This window comes from Streptomyces sp. McG3 (assembly GCF_018619185.1).
Classification (GTDB): Bacteria; Actinomycetota; Actinomycetes; order Streptomycetales; family Streptomycetaceae; genus Streptomyces.
The window spans coordinates 24,127-42,286 of record NZ_JAAXYC010000034.1; the positions used below are offsets into that span (position 1 = coordinate 24,127).

At 72.4% G+C, this 18,160-nt stretch carries 17 protein-coding genes; 9 read left to right on the top strand and 8 right to left on the bottom strand.

Annotated features, from left to right (window positions below):
• Positions 1 to 94: 94 nt before the first annotated feature.
• Both htpG and HET64_RS08600 read right to left on the bottom strand, forming a co-directional pair.
• The gene (gene htpG / locus HET64_RS08595) at positions 95 to 2,011 is read right to left on the bottom strand and encodes a molecular chaperone HtpG (protein ID WP_215103463.1); all 1,917 of its coding nucleotides are present in this window, start codon (positions 2,009 to 2,011) and stop codon (positions 95 to 97) included.
• Positions 2,012 to 2,141: 130 nt separating this feature from the next.
• Positions 2,142 to 2,792 (bottom strand): type III effector protein, encoded by a 651-nt coding sequence (locus tag HET64_RS08600; protein ID WP_215103464.1) that lies wholly within the window; start codon positions 2,790 to 2,792, stop codon positions 2,142 to 2,144.
• Between the two features lie 513 nt (positions 2,793 to 3,305).
• On the opposite strand from HET64_RS08600, the gene HET64_RS08605 reads away from it, so the two are divergent.
• The 3 genes from HET64_RS08605 (at position 3,306) to HET64_RS08615 (ending at position 6,290) form a co-directional block, all read left to right on the top strand.
• Complete coding sequence (locus HET64_RS08605) at positions 3,306 to 4,175, top strand: methyltransferase domain-containing protein (RefSeq protein WP_251144997.1); 870 nt, start codon at positions 3,306 to 3,308, stop codon at positions 4,173 to 4,175.
• Positions 4,176 to 4,308: 133 nt separating this feature from the next.
• Entirely contained in the window at positions 4,309 to 4,614 is a 306-nt protein-coding gene (locus tag HET64_RS08610; RefSeq protein ID WP_215103465.1) for a helix-turn-helix domain-containing protein, read from the top strand.
• A gap of 392 nt (positions 4,615 to 5,006) precedes the next feature.
• Positions 5,007 to 6,290, top strand: coding sequence for a glutaminase (locus HET64_RS08615; RefSeq protein WP_215103466.1), 1,284 nt, complete (start codon positions 5,007 to 5,009; stop codon positions 6,288 to 6,290).
• Between the two features lie 596 nt (positions 6,291 to 6,886).
• Here HET64_RS08615 and HET64_RS08620 read toward each other — a convergent pair.
• Positions 6,887 to 8,332 carry an NAD(P)/FAD-dependent oxidoreductase gene (locus tag HET64_RS08620; RefSeq protein WP_215103467.1) on the bottom strand — a complete coding sequence of 482 codons (1,446 nt, stop codon included), beginning with the start codon at positions 8,330 to 8,332 and terminating at the stop codon, positions 6,887 to 6,889.
• A 126-nt stretch (positions 8,333 to 8,458) separates the two neighbouring features.
• On the opposite strand from HET64_RS08620, the gene trxA reads away from it, so the two are divergent.
• A complete protein-coding gene (gene trxA / locus HET64_RS08625) occupies positions 8,459 to 8,857 on the top strand; it encodes a thioredoxin (protein WP_018955724.1) in 399 nt (132 codons plus the stop codon).
• A 146-nt stretch (positions 8,858 to 9,003) separates the two neighbouring features.
• On the opposite strand, the gene HET64_RS08630 is transcribed toward trxA, so the two are convergent.
• Both HET64_RS08630 and HET64_RS08635 read right to left on the bottom strand, forming a co-directional pair.
• Positions 9,004 to 9,276 carry a hypothetical protein gene (locus HET64_RS08630; RefSeq protein WP_007451487.1) on the bottom strand — a complete coding sequence of 91 codons (273 nt, stop codon included), beginning with the start codon at positions 9,274 to 9,276 and terminating at the stop codon, positions 9,004 to 9,006.
• Positions 9,277 to 9,331: 55 nt separating this feature from the next.
• Complete coding sequence (locus tag HET64_RS08635; protein ID WP_215103468.1) at positions 9,332 to 10,354, bottom strand: LacI family DNA-binding transcriptional regulator; 1,023 nt, start codon at positions 10,352 to 10,354, stop codon at positions 9,332 to 9,334.
• Between the two features lie 145 nt (positions 10,355 to 10,499).
• On the opposite strand from HET64_RS08635, the gene HET64_RS08640 reads away from it, so the two are divergent.
• Positions 10,500 to 10,967: a type II toxin-antitoxin system PemK/MazF family toxin gene (locus tag HET64_RS08640; RefSeq protein WP_215103469.1), complete on the top strand. Its 468-nt coding sequence runs from the start codon at positions 10,500 to 10,502 to the stop codon at positions 10,965 to 10,967.
• Between the two features lie 94 nt (positions 10,968 to 11,061).
• Here the strand turns inward: HET64_RS08640 and HET64_RS08645 are convergent, their stop codons facing one another.
• Complete coding sequence (locus tag HET64_RS08645) at positions 11,062 to 11,883, bottom strand: TIGR02452 family protein (protein WP_215103470.1); 822 nt, start codon at positions 11,881 to 11,883, stop codon at positions 11,062 to 11,064.
• A 145-nt stretch (positions 11,884 to 12,028) separates the two neighbouring features.
• Here HET64_RS08645 and egtA point away from each other — a divergent pair, with 145 nt between their 5' ends.
• The 4 genes from egtA to egtD are packed head-to-tail and all read left to right on the top strand — an operon-like array spanning position 12,029 to position 16,531.
• The gene (gene egtA / locus HET64_RS08650) at positions 12,029 to 13,417 is read left to right on the top strand and encodes an ergothioneine biosynthesis glutamate--cysteine ligase EgtA (protein WP_215103471.1); all 1,389 of its coding nucleotides are present in this window, start codon (positions 12,029 to 12,031) and stop codon (positions 13,415 to 13,417) included.
• The gene (gene egtB / locus HET64_RS08655; protein ID WP_215103472.1) at positions 13,414 to 14,817 is read left to right on the top strand and encodes an ergothioneine biosynthesis protein EgtB; all 1,404 of its coding nucleotides are present in this window, start codon (positions 13,414 to 13,416) and stop codon (positions 14,815 to 14,817) included. The genes egtA and egtB overlap by 4 nt, the downstream gene beginning before the upstream one ends.
• Positions 14,817 to 15,572, top strand: coding sequence for an ergothioneine biosynthesis protein EgtC (egtC, locus tag HET64_RS08660; protein ID WP_215103473.1), 756 nt, complete (start codon positions 14,817 to 14,819; stop codon positions 15,570 to 15,572). Before egtB ends, egtC begins: the two co-directional genes overlap by 1 nt.
• Positions 15,569 to 16,531, top strand: coding sequence for an L-histidine N(alpha)-methyltransferase (gene egtD / locus HET64_RS08665; RefSeq protein ID WP_215103474.1), 963 nt, complete (start codon positions 15,569 to 15,571; stop codon positions 16,529 to 16,531). Before egtC ends, egtD begins: the two co-directional genes overlap by 4 nt.
• Here egtD and HET64_RS08670 read toward each other — a convergent pair.
• Both HET64_RS08670 and HET64_RS08675 read right to left on the bottom strand, forming a co-directional pair.
• The gene (locus HET64_RS08670; RefSeq protein ID WP_215103475.1) at positions 16,474 to 17,355 is read right to left on the bottom strand and encodes a 1-acyl-sn-glycerol-3-phosphate acyltransferase; all 882 of its coding nucleotides are present in this window, start codon (positions 17,353 to 17,355) and stop codon (positions 16,474 to 16,476) included. The genes egtD and HET64_RS08670 overlap by 58 nt on opposite strands.
• Positions 17,352 to 18,134, bottom strand: a complete 783-nt coding sequence (locus HET64_RS08675; protein WP_215103478.1) for a GNAT family N-acetyltransferase — start codon at positions 18,132 to 18,134, stop codon at positions 17,352 to 17,354. Before HET64_RS08675 ends, HET64_RS08670 begins: the two co-directional genes overlap by 4 nt.
• Between the last annotated feature and the right edge of the window lie 26 nt (positions 18,135 to 18,160).

The following is an 18,160-nucleotide window of genomic DNA, read 5'->3' on the forward strand; positions in this document are numbered from 1 at the left end:
ACGTCGCGACGAAGCCCCCGCGGCGGCCGGTGTCGGAGTCCTGTACGGGACTCCGACACCGGCCGCCGCGTCTGTGCAGGGCCGTTCCCTGTGCCTACAGGGTGCGGGCCAGGCGGTCGGCGAGCAGCCGGGTGAAGCGCGCCGGATCGGGCAGGTCGCCCCCTTCGGCGAGCAGTGCGCTGCCGTAGATCAGCTCGGCGACCTCCGTGAGCGTGGGATCCTCGGCGTCCGCGTCGTGTGCTGTGCGCAGCGCGGTGACCAGCGGGTGCGAGGGGTTGAGTTCCAGGATCCTCTTGACGGTGGGCATCTGCTGGCCCATCGCCCGGTACATCTTCTCCAGGGTCGGTGTCACGTCGTGGGCGTCGCCGACGATGCAGGCTGCCGAGGTGGTCAGACGTGATGACAGGCGGACCTGCTTGACCTGGTCGGACAGGGCGGTGGTCAGCCAGGGCAGCAGGACGGCGAAGTCCTCCTCGCGCTGGGCCCTGGCGGCTTCGCCCTCCTTCTCGTCGTCGGTGGACTCGCCGAGATCGACCTGGCCCTTGGCGATGGACTGCAGGGGGTGGCCGTCGAAAGCCGGGACCCGGTCGACCCACACCTCGTCGACGGGGTCGGTGAGGATCAGGACCTCGTAGCCGTTCGCGGCGACGGCTTCCATGTGGGGGGAGTTCTCCACCATCGCGCGGCTCTCACCGGTCAGGTAGTAGATGGTGTCCTGGCCGTCCTTCATACGCTCGACGTACTCACGCAGCGTGGTGGTCCTGTCGGGGTCGTGGGTGGAGGCTACCGACACCAGCTGAAGCAGGGACTCGGTGTTGTCCGCGTCCTCGACCAGGCCTTCCTTCAGGGCCCGGCCGAACTGCTCCCACACCGTTGTGTAGCGCTCGGCGTCCTTGGACTGCATGTCCTTGAGGGCGCCGAGGACCTTCTTGACCAGGCGTCGGCGGACACCGTGAATCTGGCGGTCGTGCTGGAGGATCTCGCGCGAGACGTTCAGCGACAGGTCGTGGGCGTCCACGACACCCTTGACGAAGCGCAGGTAGCTGGGCATGAGCGCTTCGCAGTCGTCCATGATGAACACCCGTTTGACGTACAGCTGCACGCCCGGCTTGGTCTCGCGGGAGAAGAGGTCGAAGGGCGCCTGCGAGGGGATGAACAGCAGAGCCTCGTACTCGAAGGTGCCTTCGGCGCGCATGTGGACCGTCTCGGCCGGGGGCAGCCAGTCGTGGCTGATCTGCTGGTAGAACTCGTTGTACTCGTCCTCGGTCACCTCGGTGCGGGGGCGGGCCCACAGTGCCTTCATCGAGTTGAGCGTGTCGGTCTCGCGGGTGGTCGCGCCATCGGCGGCGGTCCGCTCGGTGGCCATGCGGATGGGCCAGCGGATGAAGTCCGAGTACTGCTTGACGATCTGACGGATCTTCGGCTCGGAGAGGTAGTCGGCGCGTCCGTCCTCGCTGTCGGCGGGCTTCAGGTGCAGGGTGACCGAGGTGCCCACGGGGAGGCCGTCGACGTCCTGGATGGCGTAGGTGCCCTCGCCGTCGGACTCCCACCGGGTGCCGGTGTCGGTGCCGGCCCGCCGGGTGCGCAGGGTGACCTTGTCGGCGACCATGAAGGCCGAGTAGAAGCCGACGCCGAACTGCCCGATCAGATTCTCGGCGGTGGCGGCGTCCTGCGACTCCTTGATCTTCTCCAGCAGGCCGGCGGTGCCGGACTTGGCGATCGTGCCGATCAGCTCCACCAGGTCCTCGCGGGTCATACCGATCCCGTTGTCACGGACGGTCAAGGTGCGTGCTTCCGGGTCGACTTCCAGCGAAATGTGCAGGTCGGCCGATTCGGTCTCGAGGCTGGAGTCGGTCAGCGATTCCAGCCGCAGCTTGTCCAGGGCGTCGGAGGCGTTGGAGATCAGCTCGCGCAGGAAGATGTCCTTGTTCGAGTAGATCGAGTGAATCACCAGCCGGAGCAACTGGCGGGTCTCCGCCTGGAATTCCAGCGTCTCGACACTGCCGCTCATGTGGATCTCTTTCTGTGGGAACGTCATGAAGGGAACAGGAGCAGGGCCGGGACGGGTCGTTGACCGTCACCGGCGTGGTTCGGGATGGGCTCGGGTCACACCCGCTTGGGGTGCCTCTGTGTCGTGGGAGTCAGTCATCGCCAGGGGCATGGCTGTGCGTCGGGGCATCCAGGGCGTCCAGGGATGCGACGAGCCCGGTGTGGCGGGCATCGAGGTAGGGGCGGATGCCCGCCAGGGGGGCGATGAGCTCAGCGGCGTCGGCGGCGCCGAGAGCGGCGTGCAGGGCGTCCTGGGCCGAGCGCGCGCCGGGCGCGAGGTGGGCGAGCGCGGCGATCTGCCCGGAGAGCCGGCGCAGGTCGGCGGCGTTGGCGCGGGCCCAGTTGGCGGTGGCGCGGTCGGCGGCTCTTGCCTGACGGGTGGCCGCCACGCGCTGCTCGCCCGTGGTTCCGGCGGCGCCGGGGCGGCCGCGCAGGTAGCGGCGTTCGGCGGCCTGGCGGCTGGCGACACCGAGAGGGCGGGCGAGATCGGCCCAGCTCGCGCCCGCGCCGCGGGCGGTTTCGATCAGGCCGGTCTCCCAGCCGGCGAGATGCTCGCGCACCTGCCGCAGCAGCATCAGGGAGGCCAGCGCCTGCTCGGGGCCGGGGCCCACGGCGTCGAGGGGCTCGCCCTGCGCGTCGCGCAGAGCGTCGTCCATGGCGGCAAGGGCCGCCGCGGCGGCGATGAAGGACGCCGGGCTGTGGGCGCCGTTACTGGCCGTGGGCGGCCGGTCTGCTGCGTTCACGGCACCTCCCCCGTCCTGTCAGCGGGCCGACGACTTCAGAAGTGTCATCCATTGGACGACAAATGACAACGGGATCATTGCAGCACATCGGCCGCAACAGCGACAGCTGGTGGGCTTCCCTGAACGGAGACGCCCACCAGCTCGGTGGCGGCGATGCTGCGGCCGCACTCGGAATGCGTGACCTGCTTCGGCCACCTGGCACACGACTTCCCCTCGACTACCGAATGCGCGCGGCCATCGTCCAGCAGTGGACCGACGCGACGGCGGTCGACTCGGTGCGGCTCCTCAGTGATCAGGGAACCCTCCGCCACGGCTGCGGCTCGTGCCGCGCAACAAGGAGGTTCACCGGCCTCGGTGGGAATTTCGCGAGCGGGCGGCCCGAAACTCGGCTGTCGATACGTACGTCGGTGTGATGCCATCAGCGCATCACACCGACGTACGTGGAAACCGGAGGTCATCACCGGACGCCCCGGAAGTCGTAGCCACTGCTGCCCGCGTACCAACCCGCCGAGCATGACGAAGGATTCCGTGCATCACTCCGACCTACGCGCCAAGGCTCCCTCGCTCGCGGCCGGCATGGCCGCCGCCGATCACGGCCCGGACATCCAGCTGGCCCAGACTCGCCACCGAGCGGCGCTCGTGGCGAGCTGGGACATCACACCGGGCTCCACCATCCTCGAACTCGGCTGCGGTCAAGGCGATATGACCGCCGTCCTCGCAGAAGCGGTCGGACCCACCGGGCGCGTGGTGGCCACCGACGTGGCCGAACCCTCCTACGGAGCACCTGTCACCCTGGGAGAATCGGCAGCCCGGCTCTCAGCCGGCCCTCTCGGGTCCCGCATCGACTTCCGCTTCACCACCGACGTGCTCGACCCATCGGTCGAATTCCCCGAAAGCACCTTCGACCACGTGGTGCTCGCACATTGCTCCTGGTACTTCGCCTCGCTTGCACAGCTGCGAGACACACTCGCCCGGGTACGGCCGTGGGCGCGACGCCTCTGGTTCACCGAATGGGACTTGACCCCTGCATCCGACGACCAGCTGGCGCACCTCCTCGCCGTGCTGATCCAGGGACAGATCGAGGCCGCAGGGTCGCACGGCCAGGGCAACGTTCGCACGCCCTTCTCCCGCGAGGCGCTGCTGCGGCTTCTGCCGGAGGCCGGCTGGACGGCCGACGGGAGCAGGCCGGTCGACACCGAAGATCTGCAGGATGGCGACTGGGAAATCGCGGCCTGCCGCGACCTGACCGCAGCACACGAGCGTATGGCCGCGCTACCCGAGCCGCTGCGACAGCTCGTCCTGAGCCAGACCGACGTTCTCCAGGCCGTCGCCAAGCCGCGCGGCAATCGCTCGCTCCCCGCGTACACAGTCACCGCGCGTTGAATACCTCCTGTCCCTCCTCGGTCCCTCGCGCTGCGATGGCCTGTTCCTCGCGGGGGTGCCCAGATGTGTTACCGCAGTACGTTGACGTGCTCAGCCCGCCCCGTGACGATCTGGCCAGAATCCGTCCTGGGCCATGTGGCGCCTGGAGCAGCCTCTGACCGTTCACCAGTTGGCCTGCCACGCGGCCCTGTCGCGGCGCACCTTCATCCGTCGCTTCGGCGAGGAGACCGGCATGCCGCCCGTGCGGTGGCTCACGCTGCAGCGGGTGCTGGTCACCCGGCGGCTCCTGAAGACCTCTGACTTGTCCGTCGAACGGATCGCCGCGGCTTCCGGTCTTGGCACCGCCGATGACTTTCGCATCGGCTTTCGCCGGGAGACCGGCTCGCTCCCCGGCGACTACCGCCGCCGGCACCGCCTTGCGGCCGATGTGAGGGGCTGAGCGACGCGCGCGACAGATTCGGCTGCTCATTCCGTTTCGCACCAGACCTCACGAGACGCCGCTGGTGACCAGTCGATCCCACGGCTGGGAGGTCCGGGCGCGCGGAGGCGGGTGAGTGGTCCACGTGCTCGACAGGGACAGCGCGTTCGCGGCAGCGGGTCCTGTGCGCAGGGCCGCCTTCGGCACTGAGACGCCCCAGGTGGCGACCACCATCCTGGTGACGCCGCGGCCCGCGGGGACCGGCGATCCACGGCCGGCCGATCCGCACCGGCCCGGTCGGTAGCCTGGCCACGCGAACGGCGGCGCCGCGGAGGCGCCCCGGCCACAGGACGCAGCACACGGTCAGGACGCACCCCGCGCCGGACATGGGTGGTGCGATCGGAGAGGTAAGAATGCGGCCCATCATTCCCGACTATCTGGCCGAGGTACTGGGGCAGGTGGAGCCGGACGCCTCCGGGGAACCGGCCGCCTACATCCCCGAGCTGGCGGCGGCGGACCCCGAGCGCCTCGGCGCGGTCTTCGCCACCGTCGACGGGCGGGTGCACGGCGCAGGTGACATCGACGTCCCGTTCACGATCCAGTCGATCTCGAAGCCGTTCGCGTATGCCCTGGCGCTGGCCGACCGCGGTTTCGGCCCGGTGCTCGCCAAGGTGGGCGTCGAGCCTTCTGGGGAAGCGTTCAACGAGATCTCCCTGGAGAGCGGCACGGGACGCCCGCTCAATCCCATGATCAACGCCGGTGCGATCACCGTCCACTCCCTGGTCGCGGAGGCGGGAGCCGGCCCCGCCGAGCGGGTGCGACGCGTGCTCGACGGCCTCTCTGCCTTCGCCGGCCGTCGGCTGGGGATGGACGAGGCGGTGTGCGCGTCGGAGATGGAGCACGCGCACCGCAACCTCGCCATCGCGCACATGCTGCGCAGCCACGGCATCCTGACCGAGGACGTGCGGGCGGTCGTCGACGGCTACACCCGGCAGTGCTCGGTGCTCGTCACGACGCGGGATCTGGCCATGATGGCGGCGACACTGGCCAACCGCGGCGTGAACCCGCTCTCGGGTGAACAGGTGGTGCCGGAAGGGGTGGTGCGCCAGGTATTGAGCGTCATGTTCAGCTGTGGAATGTACGACGCCGCGGGTGACTGGACGACCCAGGTCGGCATCCCCGCGAAGAGCGGGGTGGCCGGCGGCCTGATCGGCGCGCTTCCCGGACGTATCGGCATCGCCACCTTCTCGCCGCGCCTGGACAGCCACGGAAACAGCGTCCGCGGGGTGTCCCTGTTCGAGCGCTTCTCCTCCGACATGGGCCTGCACGTGATGGAGGTCCCCTCCGCGGGGCGGGCGGTCGTGCGGTCCAGCCACGTCCTCGGCAGCGGACCCGACGCTCTCCGCGTTCTGGAACTCCAGGGCGGCATCGGCTTCGCGGGAGCCGAGCGTGTGGTGCGGGAGGTCCTGGACACCGATCCGCAGGAGGCCCGGGTGGCCATCGACCTCACACGGGTCCACGCGATCGACGACGTGGCCCGGCGCATGGTGCTGGAAATCGCGCGCCGGCTGACGCTGGACGGCCGGCAGGTCTACCTCGTCGACCCGGAAGCGGTCATCCCCGATCCCGAGCCCGGCGACGGCGGCCGGGTCACCGTCATCCGCGAGGTGCGTCAAGCGGTGCTCCCCACCGCGTGAGCACCGTTCTCCCGGTGCGGGCCGCTGCGTGGTTCCGCGCCGGGACGTCGTGTCGGCCATCGCGCGTCGACACACCCGGCACGGCACGGCTCCTGGCAGCCACGGGTGAGGGGGGCGGACCTTCGCCCGGCCGCACGGCTTCGGCCGCCGCGAGCACATGAGCGACACCGTCCCGGACCATCAGGGATCCCGTGAGCGGGCGGGAGACCGCAGACCTGACGTCGGCGCCGCCCATGCCGACCAGGAGTCCGAGCAGACCCCTCGACGTCCCACCGCCTCGCGCGCGAGGCGGTGGGACGTCCGCCGCCGATGCCTGCCGAGGACGTCGTCCGCGTGCTGCTCGACCTCGGCCCGCACGGCCGGTACCGGGCCGGCGGCTTCGACGCGCCGGCATGAGGAGACGCGGGTGCGGGTATCGCGTGCCGTCGGCCTGCGATGGCGGAACCGCCGCCCCTGGCGGGCACTGAGCAGGGCGGCACGATCCGCCGCCTGCCTCATCCGACGAAACCCCGCGGCGCCCACCGGCGCCCACGTGCCGTCGACGGCTGTCCGCTTGGCTCGCAGGGCCACGGCAGAACGGCTTTGGCGGCGGTTCCTCAACCTCGGAACGTCTCCAGCAGCCGCAGCCACACCTCGCTGATCGTCGGATACGCCGGGACCGCGTGCCACAGGCGGGCGATGGGGACCTCCCCCGCGACCGCGATCGTCGCCGAGTGCAGGAGTTCGCCGATGCCCGGGCCGACGAAGGTGACGCCGAGCAGGATCTCGCGGTCCAGGTCCACGATCATCCGGGCGCGGCCCCGGTAGCCGTCGGCGTAGAGGCCGGAGCCGGCGACCGAGGCGAGGTCGTGGTCGACGGCGCGTACGCGGTGGCCCGCGCGTTCGGCCTCGGCGAGGGTGAGGCCGACGGACGCGGCCTCCGGGTCGGTGAAGACGACCTGGGGGACGGCCGTGTGGTCGGCGGTGGCCGCGTGGGCTCCCCAGGAGGCGGTCTCCAAGGGGCCGTTCCCGGCGCGGGCGGCGATCGCCGCGCCCGCGATGCGGGCCTGGTACTTGCCCTGGTGGGTCAGGAGGGCGCGGTGGTTGACGTCCCCGACCGCGTACAGCCAGTCCGTCCCCTCGACGCGGCAGCTGTCGTCCACGCTGAGCCAGGTGCCGGGTTCGAGGCCGATCGTCTCCAGGCCCAGGTCCTCCGTGCGCGGTGCCCTGCCGGTGGCGAAGAGGATCTCGTCGGCCTCGATACGGTCGCCGTCGTCCAGGTCGACGGTGACCGGGCCGTCCGGTGCGGGGCGGTGGACGGCGGTGACCGAGACGCCCGTACGGATCCGGGCCCCGGCCTCCGTCAGCGCGTCGGCGATCAGCTCGCCCGCGAAGGGCTCCATCTTCGGGAGCAGACCGTCGCCCCGGATCAAGAGGGTGACCTCGGAGCCCAGCGCCTGCCAGACGGTCGCCATCTCCACGCCCACGACTCCCCCGCCGACGATCACGAGCCGGCCGGGAGCCTCCTTGGCGCTGGTGGCTTCCCGGCTGGTCCAGGGGCGGGCCTCCTCGATGCCGGGGAGGGCGGGGACCACGGCCCGGGAGCCGGTGCAGACGGCGACGGCGTGCCGGGCCGTGAGCCGGCGCTCCGTGCCGTCGGGGGCGGTGACGGTGACCGCACGGGGGCCGGTGAGCCGGCCCGTACCCCGGTACACATCCGCTCCGACGCTCTCCAGCCAGGCGACCTGGCCGTCGTCCTTCCAATGGCTCGCCTCCGCGTCCCGGTGGGCGAGTACGGCCTCCACGTCCAGGGGGCCCCGCACCGCGGCGCCCAGTCCGGGCACCCGGCGGGCGTCGGCGCGGGCCACGACGGGGCGCAGGAGCGCCTTGCTCGGCATGCACGCCCAGTAGGAGCACTCGCCCCCGACCAGCTCGGACTCCACCACCGCTGCGGAGAGCCCGGCGGCGCGGGCCCGGTCCGCCACGTTCTCCCCCACCGGACCTGCGCCGATGACCACCACGTCGTACTCGGAGCGCTCGGGGTTCTTGCCTGCGTCAGTCATGGAAACAGTGTCCTCGCGGGTGTGCGCCCCGGCCACATGGGCAGGCGGAATAGCGCAAGTGCAGTCACCGTTGTGCCGGACAGGATCCGTCAGGACTCCACCGGCAGAGGAAGAGGTATCCCCCGTATGAGCACCGTCGAGCTCACCAAGGAAAACTTCGATCAGGTCGTCAGCGACAACGATTTCGTGCTGATCGACTTCTGGGCTTCCTGGTGCGGCCCCTGCCGGCAGTTCGCACCGGTCTACGACTCGGCCTCCGAGCGCCACCCCGACCTGGTCTTCGCCAAGGTGGACACCGAGGCACAGCAGGAGCTGGCGGCGGCCTTCGAGATCCGTTCCATTCCGACGCTGATGATCGTCCGCGACAACGTCGCGGTCTTCTCGCAGCCCGGTGCGCTGCCCGAGGCAGCTCTGGAGGACGTCATCGGGCAGGCCCGGAAGCTGGACATGGACGAGGTCCGCAAGTCCGTCGAGGAGCAGAAGCGGGCGGCCGAGGCGGGCCAGGGGCAGCCGGAGGCCCCGTAGTCCGGCCTTCCCCGCGCACGGCACGTCCCAGGGGCCCTGACCGACACCGTGGAGACGGTGTACACGGTCGGGGCCCTCGGTCGTGCCCGGGAGGGGGCATGGAGCCAGGGTTCTCCCGGCTCTGCTCCCCTCCCGGCTTCTCCCTCTCAGGACGCGGGACGCTCCCCCTCGGCCCCGGCGACGCGGACCGACATGCCGTAGTCCAGCTCCTCGCCGTCGATGAGCACGGCCTCCACCGTCCGGGTCTCCGGGTCGACGTCCGCTTCCATGCCCTCGCCCGCGTACCGGGGGTAGCCCGAGGCCCCCGTCTCGCCGGTGGCGGCGACGACCGCGGACCGAATCGGTCGGCCGGGGGCTCCGGTCCGCGTCCTGCTGTGGTCGGGGATCAGGAGGAGCTCGTAACTCTGCGGGTGGCTCATGCCTCCGACGCTAGACATCCGCCGTGCGTCGCGCATGTCGTCGCGCCGGAGGCGGTCAGCTGGATTCCCGGTGCACGGCGCTGGTGCGGAGCAGATCCTGATGGACCGGGGGTCCGCCCGGGTGCTGGACCATGCGGTCGATCGTCTCGGCCAGCGGCTGCGGCATGGCGAGTTCCATCCGGACCGTGCTCAGCCGGGGACGCAGCAGCCGGCCGATGAGGGAGTCGTCGGCGCCGATCACCGCCGTGTCGGCGGGCACGGTCACCCCGGCGTCCTGGAGGGCCCGCATCAGCAGCATGGCGTACTCGTCGTTGTACGCGAACACCGCGTCCAGTCCCAGTTCCGGCCAGCGGGCGGCCAGCTGTTGAGCGGATTCCTCCTCGTACCGCAGCGGGAGGGGGCACACGCGGGCCCCCGCCGGTTCGGCGACGCGGCGTGCCCCGATGAGGCGGGGTTCGGAGAAGGGCACCCGGCCCGGTTCCTGGGGCATGACCACGCCGATGTGGCGACGGCCGCGGGCCAGCAGGTGTTCCACCGCGCTGGCGCCGACCTGGCGTTGGTCCATGACCAGGCCGTGCGCTCCGGCCACCGGGCCGGGGCCCAGGGTGATCACCGCCTTGGCTCCGGAGCGGGTCAGGATGCCCGTGCCGTGGGGGGTGAGGGCGATGCCCGGCGGTACGACGACGGCGACGGGCCGCAGTTCGGCCCAGGCCGTGGCCGCTTCGTCGGCGGTGAGTCCGACGCTGCCGTACTGGACGACGGTGTAGTCCAGGCGGCGCAGCCCGGACTGGAGTTCCTCGAAGAAGTACTGGTGCAGGGGTCCCGCCGGTATGTGACCGGAGGGCAGCAGGACCATACGGCTGTGTCCCGCGCGCAGGCTGCGGGCCGCGGCGTGCGGAACATAACCGAGCTGGAGGGCTGCCTCCCTGACCCGGCGTCGGGTGGGTTCGCTGATCCGGACGGTGGCGTTGTTGTTCAGTACGTACGACACGGTGGCCCGGGACACTCCGGCGAGGCGCGCGACATCGGCGCTGGTCGGAACGGAGACTTCGGCGGGCTGCTTGGGTAACTGGCTCATGGCGTCGGGCAGTCTTCCAGACCCGTGGGAGCGGGTTTCGGCCCGGGCCCCGCAGCTCCGGTCACGGTGGCCGGAACGCCGCCCCGCGGACCCGGCCCGACGCCCCGCTCCCGGGATCGGGCGGTGAAGGTTCTACGGTGTTGCGATGACGTTCCACGACAGCGCGTACCGTTCCGACAACCCCTTTGACGTGCCCGGCAGCAGCGGGCCGACCGCGACGACGGAGGCCGATACCGACGACGTGGGCCCCGTGCGTACCTCCTACGCACCCGATCGGGACGGCGATCCCGACCCCGGTGAGATCGTCTGGACCTGGGTGCCTTTCGAGGAGAACGACGGGCGGGGGAAGGACCGGCCGGTGCTCGTCGTGGCCCGCGAGGAGGCGGGCACGCTGCTCGCCGTCCAGCTCTCCAGCAAGCAGCACGACCGGGAGCACGAGTGGGTGGCGCTGGGCGCCGGCCCCTGGGACAGCTCGGGGCGGCCTTCCTGGGCCGGCCTGGAGCGGGTGCTGCGGGTCCATGAGGACGGAATGCGCCGGGAGGCGTGCGCCCTGGACCGGGAGCGGTTCGACCGGGTCGCCGGGCGGCTGCGCGAGCGGTACGGCTGGAGCTGAGCGGCGACGCGGCGGGAAGCGGTGCGGCGGGAAAATGCGACGCGGTGGGCGGTGGTGAGGCGCGCCGGGCACGGTCCGGACGCCGGTGCCCGGGTCATGTGAAGGTCCGGGCGAAGGCGGCCCGGACGGCGGATTCGGGGTCCCGGTCCAGGATCCCGAAGACGATCTGCTCGAAGTGGCCGCCGAACCGGCCGCCCTCGCCGAGCAGGGCCGGGAACGCCTCCGCCACCTGTGCCGGATCGTTCTGGAAGACCCCGCAGCCCCAGGCCCCCAGGACCAGTCTGCGGTAGCCCCGTACGGCCGCGACCTCCAGCACCCGTTCGGCGCGGGAGGCCAGGGCCGCCGGGACGCGGTGGGCCTCCTCGGGGTTCTGCCGCCGGATCACCCCGGCGTTGGGCGCGGGCGAGGTGAGGAAGCCGACGGAGTAGGGGGCGTCCAGGAAGGCGCCGCGGTCGTCGCGGAAGACCGGCACCCCGGGCGAGTGGATCACCCGGTCGGTGTAGAAGGCGCTGCGTTCGGCGCGGTGGTGCGCGTAGTAATCGGGGGCGCGCAGGAGGGTCGCGTGGAGGGCCGAGCCCCGGCACAGGGCCTCCTCCTGGGCCTGCGCGCCGTTGAGGTAGCCGCCCCCGGGATTGCGGGCCGAGGCGTAGCTGAGGACGGCGACCCGGCCGGGCGCATCGTCGGTCATCCGGCGGGCAGCGGCGAGACTGCTCTCGCCGGTGACCTCGACGTGCGGGGTGCGGTCGGTGTCCAGGGCCGCGACGGGCACCGGGGCCGGCCCGTAGAGCCTGGTACCGGACAGGGCGGCGGCCACGGCCCGTGCGATGGACACGTCCTGACCTGCCGCGTTGCGATATGTCCCGGCCTCGACGACCGCCTGTGTCCCGCGCGCGATACCGCGCAACCGTGCGCTCACCCGCGCTCCCCCGTGTGGTGCATACGGGGCATGCTGACGGGGAACCCGGCCTGGGCGCAACCGGATTCTTTCGACTCGGGGGCACCCTTGTGCGATCTCCGGGTACGGGTTTGGCTGGTAGGTACGCGGCTGAGAAGGAGGCCCCATGGACTTGGACATTTCCGGCGCAACCGGCTCGCGCCCGGACGCCGCCCCCCTCGACGAGAGCGGGGCAGAGGATTTACTGCGCGGCATATGTTTCAAGACGGGCCCGCCCCGAACCGTCGGGGTGGAACTCGAATGGCTCATCCACGACCGGGAACGACCTGACCTTCCGGTCGGCCAGGAGCGGCTGGACAGCGCCGTCGAGGCGGTCCGCGCGCTGCCGCTGAGCGCGGCGCTGACGTTCGAGCCGGGCGGACAACTGGAGCTCAGCTCGCAGCCCGCCGGCTCCCTCATGGAGTGCGTCGACACCACCGCGGCCGATCTGGCGGCGGTCCGCGCCACGCTCGGCACGGCGGGGCTCGCACCGGTCGGGCTCGGCGTCGACCCGTGGCAGGCGCCGCACCGCAGGCTGCGGGAGCCCCGCTACGAGGCGATGGAGGCCGCGCTGGACCGTACGGGGCCGGCGGGGCGGGCGATGATGTGCACCTCCGCGTCGGTCCAGGTCTGCCTGGACGCGGGCGAGGAGGAGCCGGGGCCGCTCGGTTACGGGCGGCGCTGGCAGCTCGCGCACCTGCTGGGCGCGGTGCTGGTGGCCGCGTTCGCGAATTCGCCGTTCCAGCAGGGCCGCCGGACCGGCTGGCGCTCCACCCGGCAGTCGCTGTGGGCCGATCTGGACCCGGGCCGGACCCTGGCGCCGGGTTCCGGGCGCGCCCCGCGCGAGGCCTGGGCCGCGCACGTGCTGGACACGACGGTGCTGTGCATCCGGTGCGAGGAGGGCCCCTGGGACGTGCCGCAAGGGCTCACCTTCCGTGAGTGGATCCGTACCGGGTCGCCCCGGCCGCCGGTGCGGGCCGATCTCGACTACCACCTGACCACGCTGTTCCCTCCGGTCCGGCCGCGCGGTCATCTCGAACTGCGCATGATCGACGCCCAGAGCGGGCCCGACGGGTGGCTGGTGCCACTCGCCGTCGCCACGGCCCTGTTCGACGACCCGGAGGCCGCCGAGTCCGTGTACCGCACCGTGAAGCCGCTCGCCGAGACGTCGGGCGCACCGGCCCCACCACGTAATCCGCTCTGGACGGCGGCCGCCCGCGAAGGGCTCGCCGACCCGGAGCTGCGGGCCGCGGCCACCGCCTGTTTCGGGGCGGCGCTCCCGGCGCTGGAGCGGATGGGAGCGAGCGGGGCGGTGCTCGACACCGTGGCCGCCTTCACCGACCGCTATGTCGCCCGGGGCCGATGTCCGGCCGACGACCTGCCCGAGCCCGGCGACCTGACCGGTCGGAGCCTGTCGGCCGGTCAGAGCCTGCTGACCGGTCCGAGCCTCCTGACCGGTCCGGGCCTGCCGAACGATCGCACCCCGCCGCGTCCCGGAAAGGCGGCCTCCGCATGACCGAGCACCGTGAAGACACCCGGCACCGCGAGCACTCCGACGCCTTCGATCCGGCCGGCTCCACGGCGTCGACCGGCTTCCCCGTCGCACCCGGCATCGATCCGGAGGCACTGCGGCGGCGTGCCCTCGACGCGCTGCTGTCCGCGCGCGAGCGCACCGCACTGCTCACCGACAGTGTGGACGACGGTGAACTGACCGCTCAGCACTCCCCGTTGATGTCGCCGCTGGTCTGGGACCTGGCGCACATCGGCAACCAGGAGGAGCAGTGGCTGCTGCGCGCCGTCGGCGGCCGGGAGGCACTGCGCCCCGAGATCGACGGACTCTACAACGCCTTCGAACACTCCCGCGCCTCGCGCCCCTCACTGCCGCTGCTGGCGCCGGCCGAGGCCAGGATGTACGCCTCCGACGTACGGGGGCGGGCACTGGACCTGCTGGAGGGCACACCGCTGCACGAGGGCGGGCGCCCGTTGGAGCGCGCCGGGTTCGCCTTCGGCATGATCGCCCAGCACGAACAGCAGCACGACGAGACCATGTTGATCACCCATCAGTTGCGCGCGGGTCCTGCGGCGCTCACCGCGCCCGCGCCGCCCCCGCCCGTCGGTGCCGAGGCGCTCGGGGACGACGTCCTGATTCCCGGGGGCCCGTTCACGATGGGGACCTCCACCGAGCCGTGGGCCCTGGACAACGAGCGGCCCGCGCACCGGCGCGACGTGCCGGCGTTCCACCTGGACACCTCGCCGGTCACCTGCGGCGCCTACCTCCGCTTCATCGAGGACGGCGGGTACCGGAACGAGCGCTGGTGGGCGCCCGAGGGCTGGGCCATGGTCCGTGAACACGACCTGACCGCACCGCTGTTCTGGCGGCGGGAGGCGGGGCAGTGGCTGCGCCAACGGTTCGGGGTGACCGAGCCGGTGCCGGAGGACGAGCCGGTGCTGCACGTCAGCTGGTACGAGGCGGACGCGTACGCCCGCTGGGCGGGGCGGCGGCTGCCCACGGAGAGCGAGTGGGAGAAGGCCGCCCGCCACGATCCCGCCTCCGGCCGCTCCCGGCGCTATCCGTGGGGCGACGAGGACCCGACGCCCGAGCGGGCCAACCTGGGGCAGCGCCATCTGCGTCCGGCACGGTCCGGCGCCTATCCGGCGGGCCGTTCGCCCGCCGGGGCCGGGCAGTTGATCGGCGATGTGTGGGAGTGGACCTCCAGCGACTTCCTGCCCTATCCGGGGTTCGTGGCGTTTCCCTACCGCGAGTACTCGGAGGTGTTCTTCGGGCCGGGACACAAGGTGCTGCGCGGCGGCTCGTTCGCCGTGGGCGAGGTCGCCTGCCGGGGCACCTTCCGCAACTGGGACCTTCCGGTGCGGCGGCAGATCTTCTCCGGATTCCGTACCGCGAGGAGCGCCTGATGTGCCGTCACATCGCCTATGTGGGCGAGCCGGTGACGCTCGGCGACATCCTGCTGCGGCCTCCGCACGCTTTGGTGCGACAGTCCTGGGCACCGCGCCGCCAGCGTCACGGCACGGTGAACGCGGATGGTTTCGGGGTCGGCTGGTACGCGGAGGGGGACCCGGTACCCGGACGCTACCGCCGTCAGGGACCGATATGGGGCGACGAGACCTTCACCGATCTGGCCCGGGTGGTCCGCAGCACCGCGCTGCTGGCCGCCGTACGGGACGCCACCGAGGCGGGTGCGGACGGGGAGGCCGCGGCCGCGCCGTACACCGCCGGGCGGCAGTTGTTCAGCCACAACGGGATGGTACGGGGCTGGCCCGGCTCACTCGCCGGCGCGGCCGCGGCCCTGCCCCCCGAGAGGCTCCTGTCGCTGGCCGCCCGTAACGACTCGGCGCTGGTCTGGGCGCTGATCCGCCACCGGACCGACGCCGGGGACGATGTGCCGCGCGCCGTCGCGGAGACCGTGCGGGAGGTCGCGGCAGCCGCGCCCGGCTCCCGGCTGAATCTGCTCCTCACCGACGGGGAGACGATCACGGCGACCGCCTGGGGCGACACCCTCTGGTATCTCACGACACCGGGCCACCGCACCGCGGTCGCCTCGGAGCCGTACGACGACGACCCGCTCTGGCGCGAGGTCCCCGACCGCACGCTGCTGGTCGCGACCTCCACGGACGTCCTGCTCACCCCGCTCAAGGAGCCCACCGCGTGAGTCCCTTCCTGCTGACCCGCACCCTGCCGGTGGACGCGACGGACGCGGCGCTGCGCGCCGACGTCCTCAGCGGCCTGACCCGGCGTCCCAAGACCCTGCCGCCGAAGTGGTTCTACGACGCCCGCGGCAGCGAGCTGTTCGAGGAGATCACCCGGCTGCCGGAGTACTACCCGACCCGCGCGGAGCGGGAGATCCTCCAGGCGCGTGCCGAGGAGATCGCCGCGGCGTCGGGCGCCCGGACGGTGATCGAGCTGGGCTCGGGGTCGTCCGAGAAGACCCGTCATCTGCTGGACGTGCTCCCCGGGTTGCACAGTTACGTCCCCGTGGATGTGAGCGAGAGCGCGCTGACGGGGGCGGCCGAGTCGCTGCTCGCCGAGCACCCGGGGCTGTCCGTCCACGCGCTGATCGCGGACTTCACCGGCGGTCTGGCCCTGCCGGGGACACCGGGGCCCCGGCTGGTGGTGTTCCTGGGGGGCACGATCGGCAATCTGCTGCCGGAGGAGCGGGCGGCGTTCCTCCGGTCGGTGCGCTCGCTGCTCTCGCCCGGTGACGCGCTGCTCCTCGGCACGGACCTGGTGAAGGACGAGGAGACGCTGGTGGCCGCGTACGACGACGCGGCCGGGGTGACGGCGGCCTTCAACAAGAACGTCCTCACCGTCGTCAACCGTGAGCTGGGGGCCGATTTCCCGCTCGACGACTTCGACCACCTCGCGGTGTGGAATCCGCGGGAGCGGTGGATCGAGATGCGGCTGCGGGCCCGCCGGGCGCTGAGCGTCAAGATCCGGGAGCTGGACCTCGTGGTGCCGTTCGAGGCCGGTGAGGAGCTGCGTACGGAGGTGTCGGCGAAGTTCCGGCAGGAGGACGTCCGGGAGGAGCTGGCCGCCGCCGGTATGCGGCTGACTCAGTGGTGGACGGACTCGGCGGGGCGGTTCGCCCTGTCGCTGGCCACGGCGGTCTGACGGGACCGGAGGGGGTCTTCGGGTTCGAGGACGGCCGCTCGTGCTCTGCGGGCCAGGGCGCGGCGGCCGTCCTCGCCGTCCACGGGGATCGGCGCGAGGACGTCGATCCGGGCGGTGAGTCCGGCCGCCCGCACCACCCGCCACAGGGACGCGGCGAGCGGGTCGGACCCGACGAACGCGACGGCGCCCGCCGCCGGTCCGGAGCGGTGTTCCGCGGTGCGGTAGGCGACGCGGACCGGCCGGACCGTCGCACCGGCGTCGATCGCCGCCTGGAAGACGGCGGGCCGGAACGCGCCGCCGTCCCGCCCGCACCAGGTGCTGCCCTCCGGGAAGACCACGACCCGGGAGCCGGAACGCAGGGCCCCGGCGACGGCCCCGACGGCGGCGGGCAGGGCGCGCAGCCGGTCGCGTTCGATGAACAGGGTGCCGCCGAGCGCGGCGAGGGGGCCGAGCAGGGGCCAGTGCCGGATCTCGCTCTTGGCGACCGTCCGGCCGGGCAGTACGGAGGCGATCAGCGGGATGTCGAGCCAGGAGATGTGGTTGGCGACGACGAGCTCGCCGCCCGTGGCGGGTTCCGGAGCGTGCCGCCGCACGGTGACGCGTACGCCGAAGGCCCGGGGGACGGCGCGCGCCCAGCGCCGTGTCAGGCGGCGCCGCGGGGCAGGCCGGAGCAGCCGTACCAGCGGGACGCAGGCGACCCCCAGCAGGACGAGTGCGCAGCCGGCCAGCAGCAGGAGGGCGGCGGGCAGCGGAGCGCGTACGGCTCCGGTGTGCCGGGCGCAGCCGTCCGGGGTGCACGGGGCGACGGGCAGCCAGACGCTCATCGCAACGGGGCCAGGGAGAGGAAGTGGCGCAGGTAGCGCGGGTCGGTGCGGCGCAGCGAGAGCAGGACGTACAGGTCGGCGACGTTGAAGTCGGGGTCGTACGCGGGGGCTCCGCAGATCTGGGCGCCGAGCCGGAGGTAGCCGCGCAGCAGCGGCGGGAGGTCCGCCCGGGAGCCGGCTTCCGTGCCGTGCGCGGAGGAGTCCCAGAGGCGGTGCGGGGTGACCCAGTACTTCTCCGGCGCGAGGTGGTTCGCGCGTACGGTGTTCCAGCTCCGGGCGGCGCTCGCGCCGCCGTCGGCCAGCGGGAGGGAGCAGCAGCCCGCTATCCAGGTGTGGCCGGTGCGCTCCATGTAACGGGCGAGTCCGGCCCAGACGAGGGCGATGACCGCGCCGTCGCGGTGTGCGGGGTGGACGCAGGAGCGGCCGGCCTCGACGAGGTCGTCGCGGATCGGGGCGAGCCGGGTGAGGTCGAACTCGCTCTCCGCGTAGAGGCGTCCGGCGATCCGGGCCCGGTCCGGCGGCAGCAGCCGGTAGGTGGCGACGACGTCCCCGGTGGCGGTCTCACGGACCAGCAGGTGGTCGCAGTACGCGTCGAAGGCGTCGCTGTCCAGGCCGGGTTCGGGCCCTTCCAGCCGGGCTCCGAGTTCCCCGGCGAACACGAGGTGGCGCAGGCGCTGGGCCGCCGTTACGTCTTCCTGGCAGGTGGCGAGGGAGACCCGGTAGGCCGGTTCCGGGGCGCCGGCGGGGACGGAGGCGGGGGCCGGCGCGGCGCCCGCCAGGGGCGCTGTACGGGGCCGCTCCCGCT

Excerpts from the sequence above, each read along its gene's own strand:
- htpG (WP_215103463.1), bottom strand. The coding sequence starts at position 2,011 with ATGAGCGGCAGTGTCGAGACGCTGGAATTCCAGGCGGAGACCCGCCAG.
- HET64_RS08605 (WP_251144997.1), top strand. The coding sequence starts at position 3,306 with ATGACGAAGGATTCCGTGCATCACTCCGACCTACGCGCCAAGGCTCCC.
- HET64_RS08610 (WP_215103465.1), top strand. The coding sequence starts at position 4,309 with ATGTGGCGCCTGGAGCAGCCTCTGACCGTTCACCAGTTGGCCTGCCAC.
- HET64_RS08615 (WP_215103466.1), top strand. The coding sequence starts at position 5,007 with ATGCGGCCCATCATTCCCGACTATCTGGCCGAGGTACTGGGGCAGGTG.
- HET64_RS08620 (WP_215103467.1), bottom strand. The coding sequence starts at position 8,332 with ATGACTGACGCAGGCAAGAACCCCGAGCGCTCCGAGTACGACGTGGTG.
- trxA (WP_018955724.1), top strand. The coding sequence starts at position 8,459 with ATGAGCACCGTCGAGCTCACCAAGGAAAACTTCGATCAGGTCGTCAGC.
- HET64_RS08630 (WP_007451487.1), bottom strand. The coding sequence starts at position 9,276 with ATGAGCCACCCGCAGAGTTACGAGCTCCTCCTGATCCCCGACCACAGC.
- HET64_RS08635 (WP_215103468.1), bottom strand. The coding sequence starts at position 10,354 with ATGAGCCAGTTACCCAAGCAGCCCGCCGAAGTCTCCGTTCCGACCAGC.
- HET64_RS08640 (WP_215103469.1), top strand. The coding sequence starts at position 10,500 with ATGACGTTCCACGACAGCGCGTACCGTTCCGACAACCCCTTTGACGTG.
- egtA (WP_215103471.1), top strand. The coding sequence starts at position 12,029 with ATGGACTTGGACATTTCCGGCGCAACCGGCTCGCGCCCGGACGCCGCC.
- egtB (WP_215103472.1), top strand. The coding sequence starts at position 13,414 with ATGACCGAGCACCGTGAAGACACCCGGCACCGCGAGCACTCCGACGCC.
- egtC (WP_215103473.1), top strand. The coding sequence starts at position 14,817 with ATGTGCCGTCACATCGCCTATGTGGGCGAGCCGGTGACGCTCGGCGAC.
- HET64_RS08670 (WP_215103475.1), bottom strand. The coding sequence starts at position 17,355 with ATGAGCGTCTGGCTGCCCGTCGCCCCGTGCACCCCGGACGGCTGCGCC.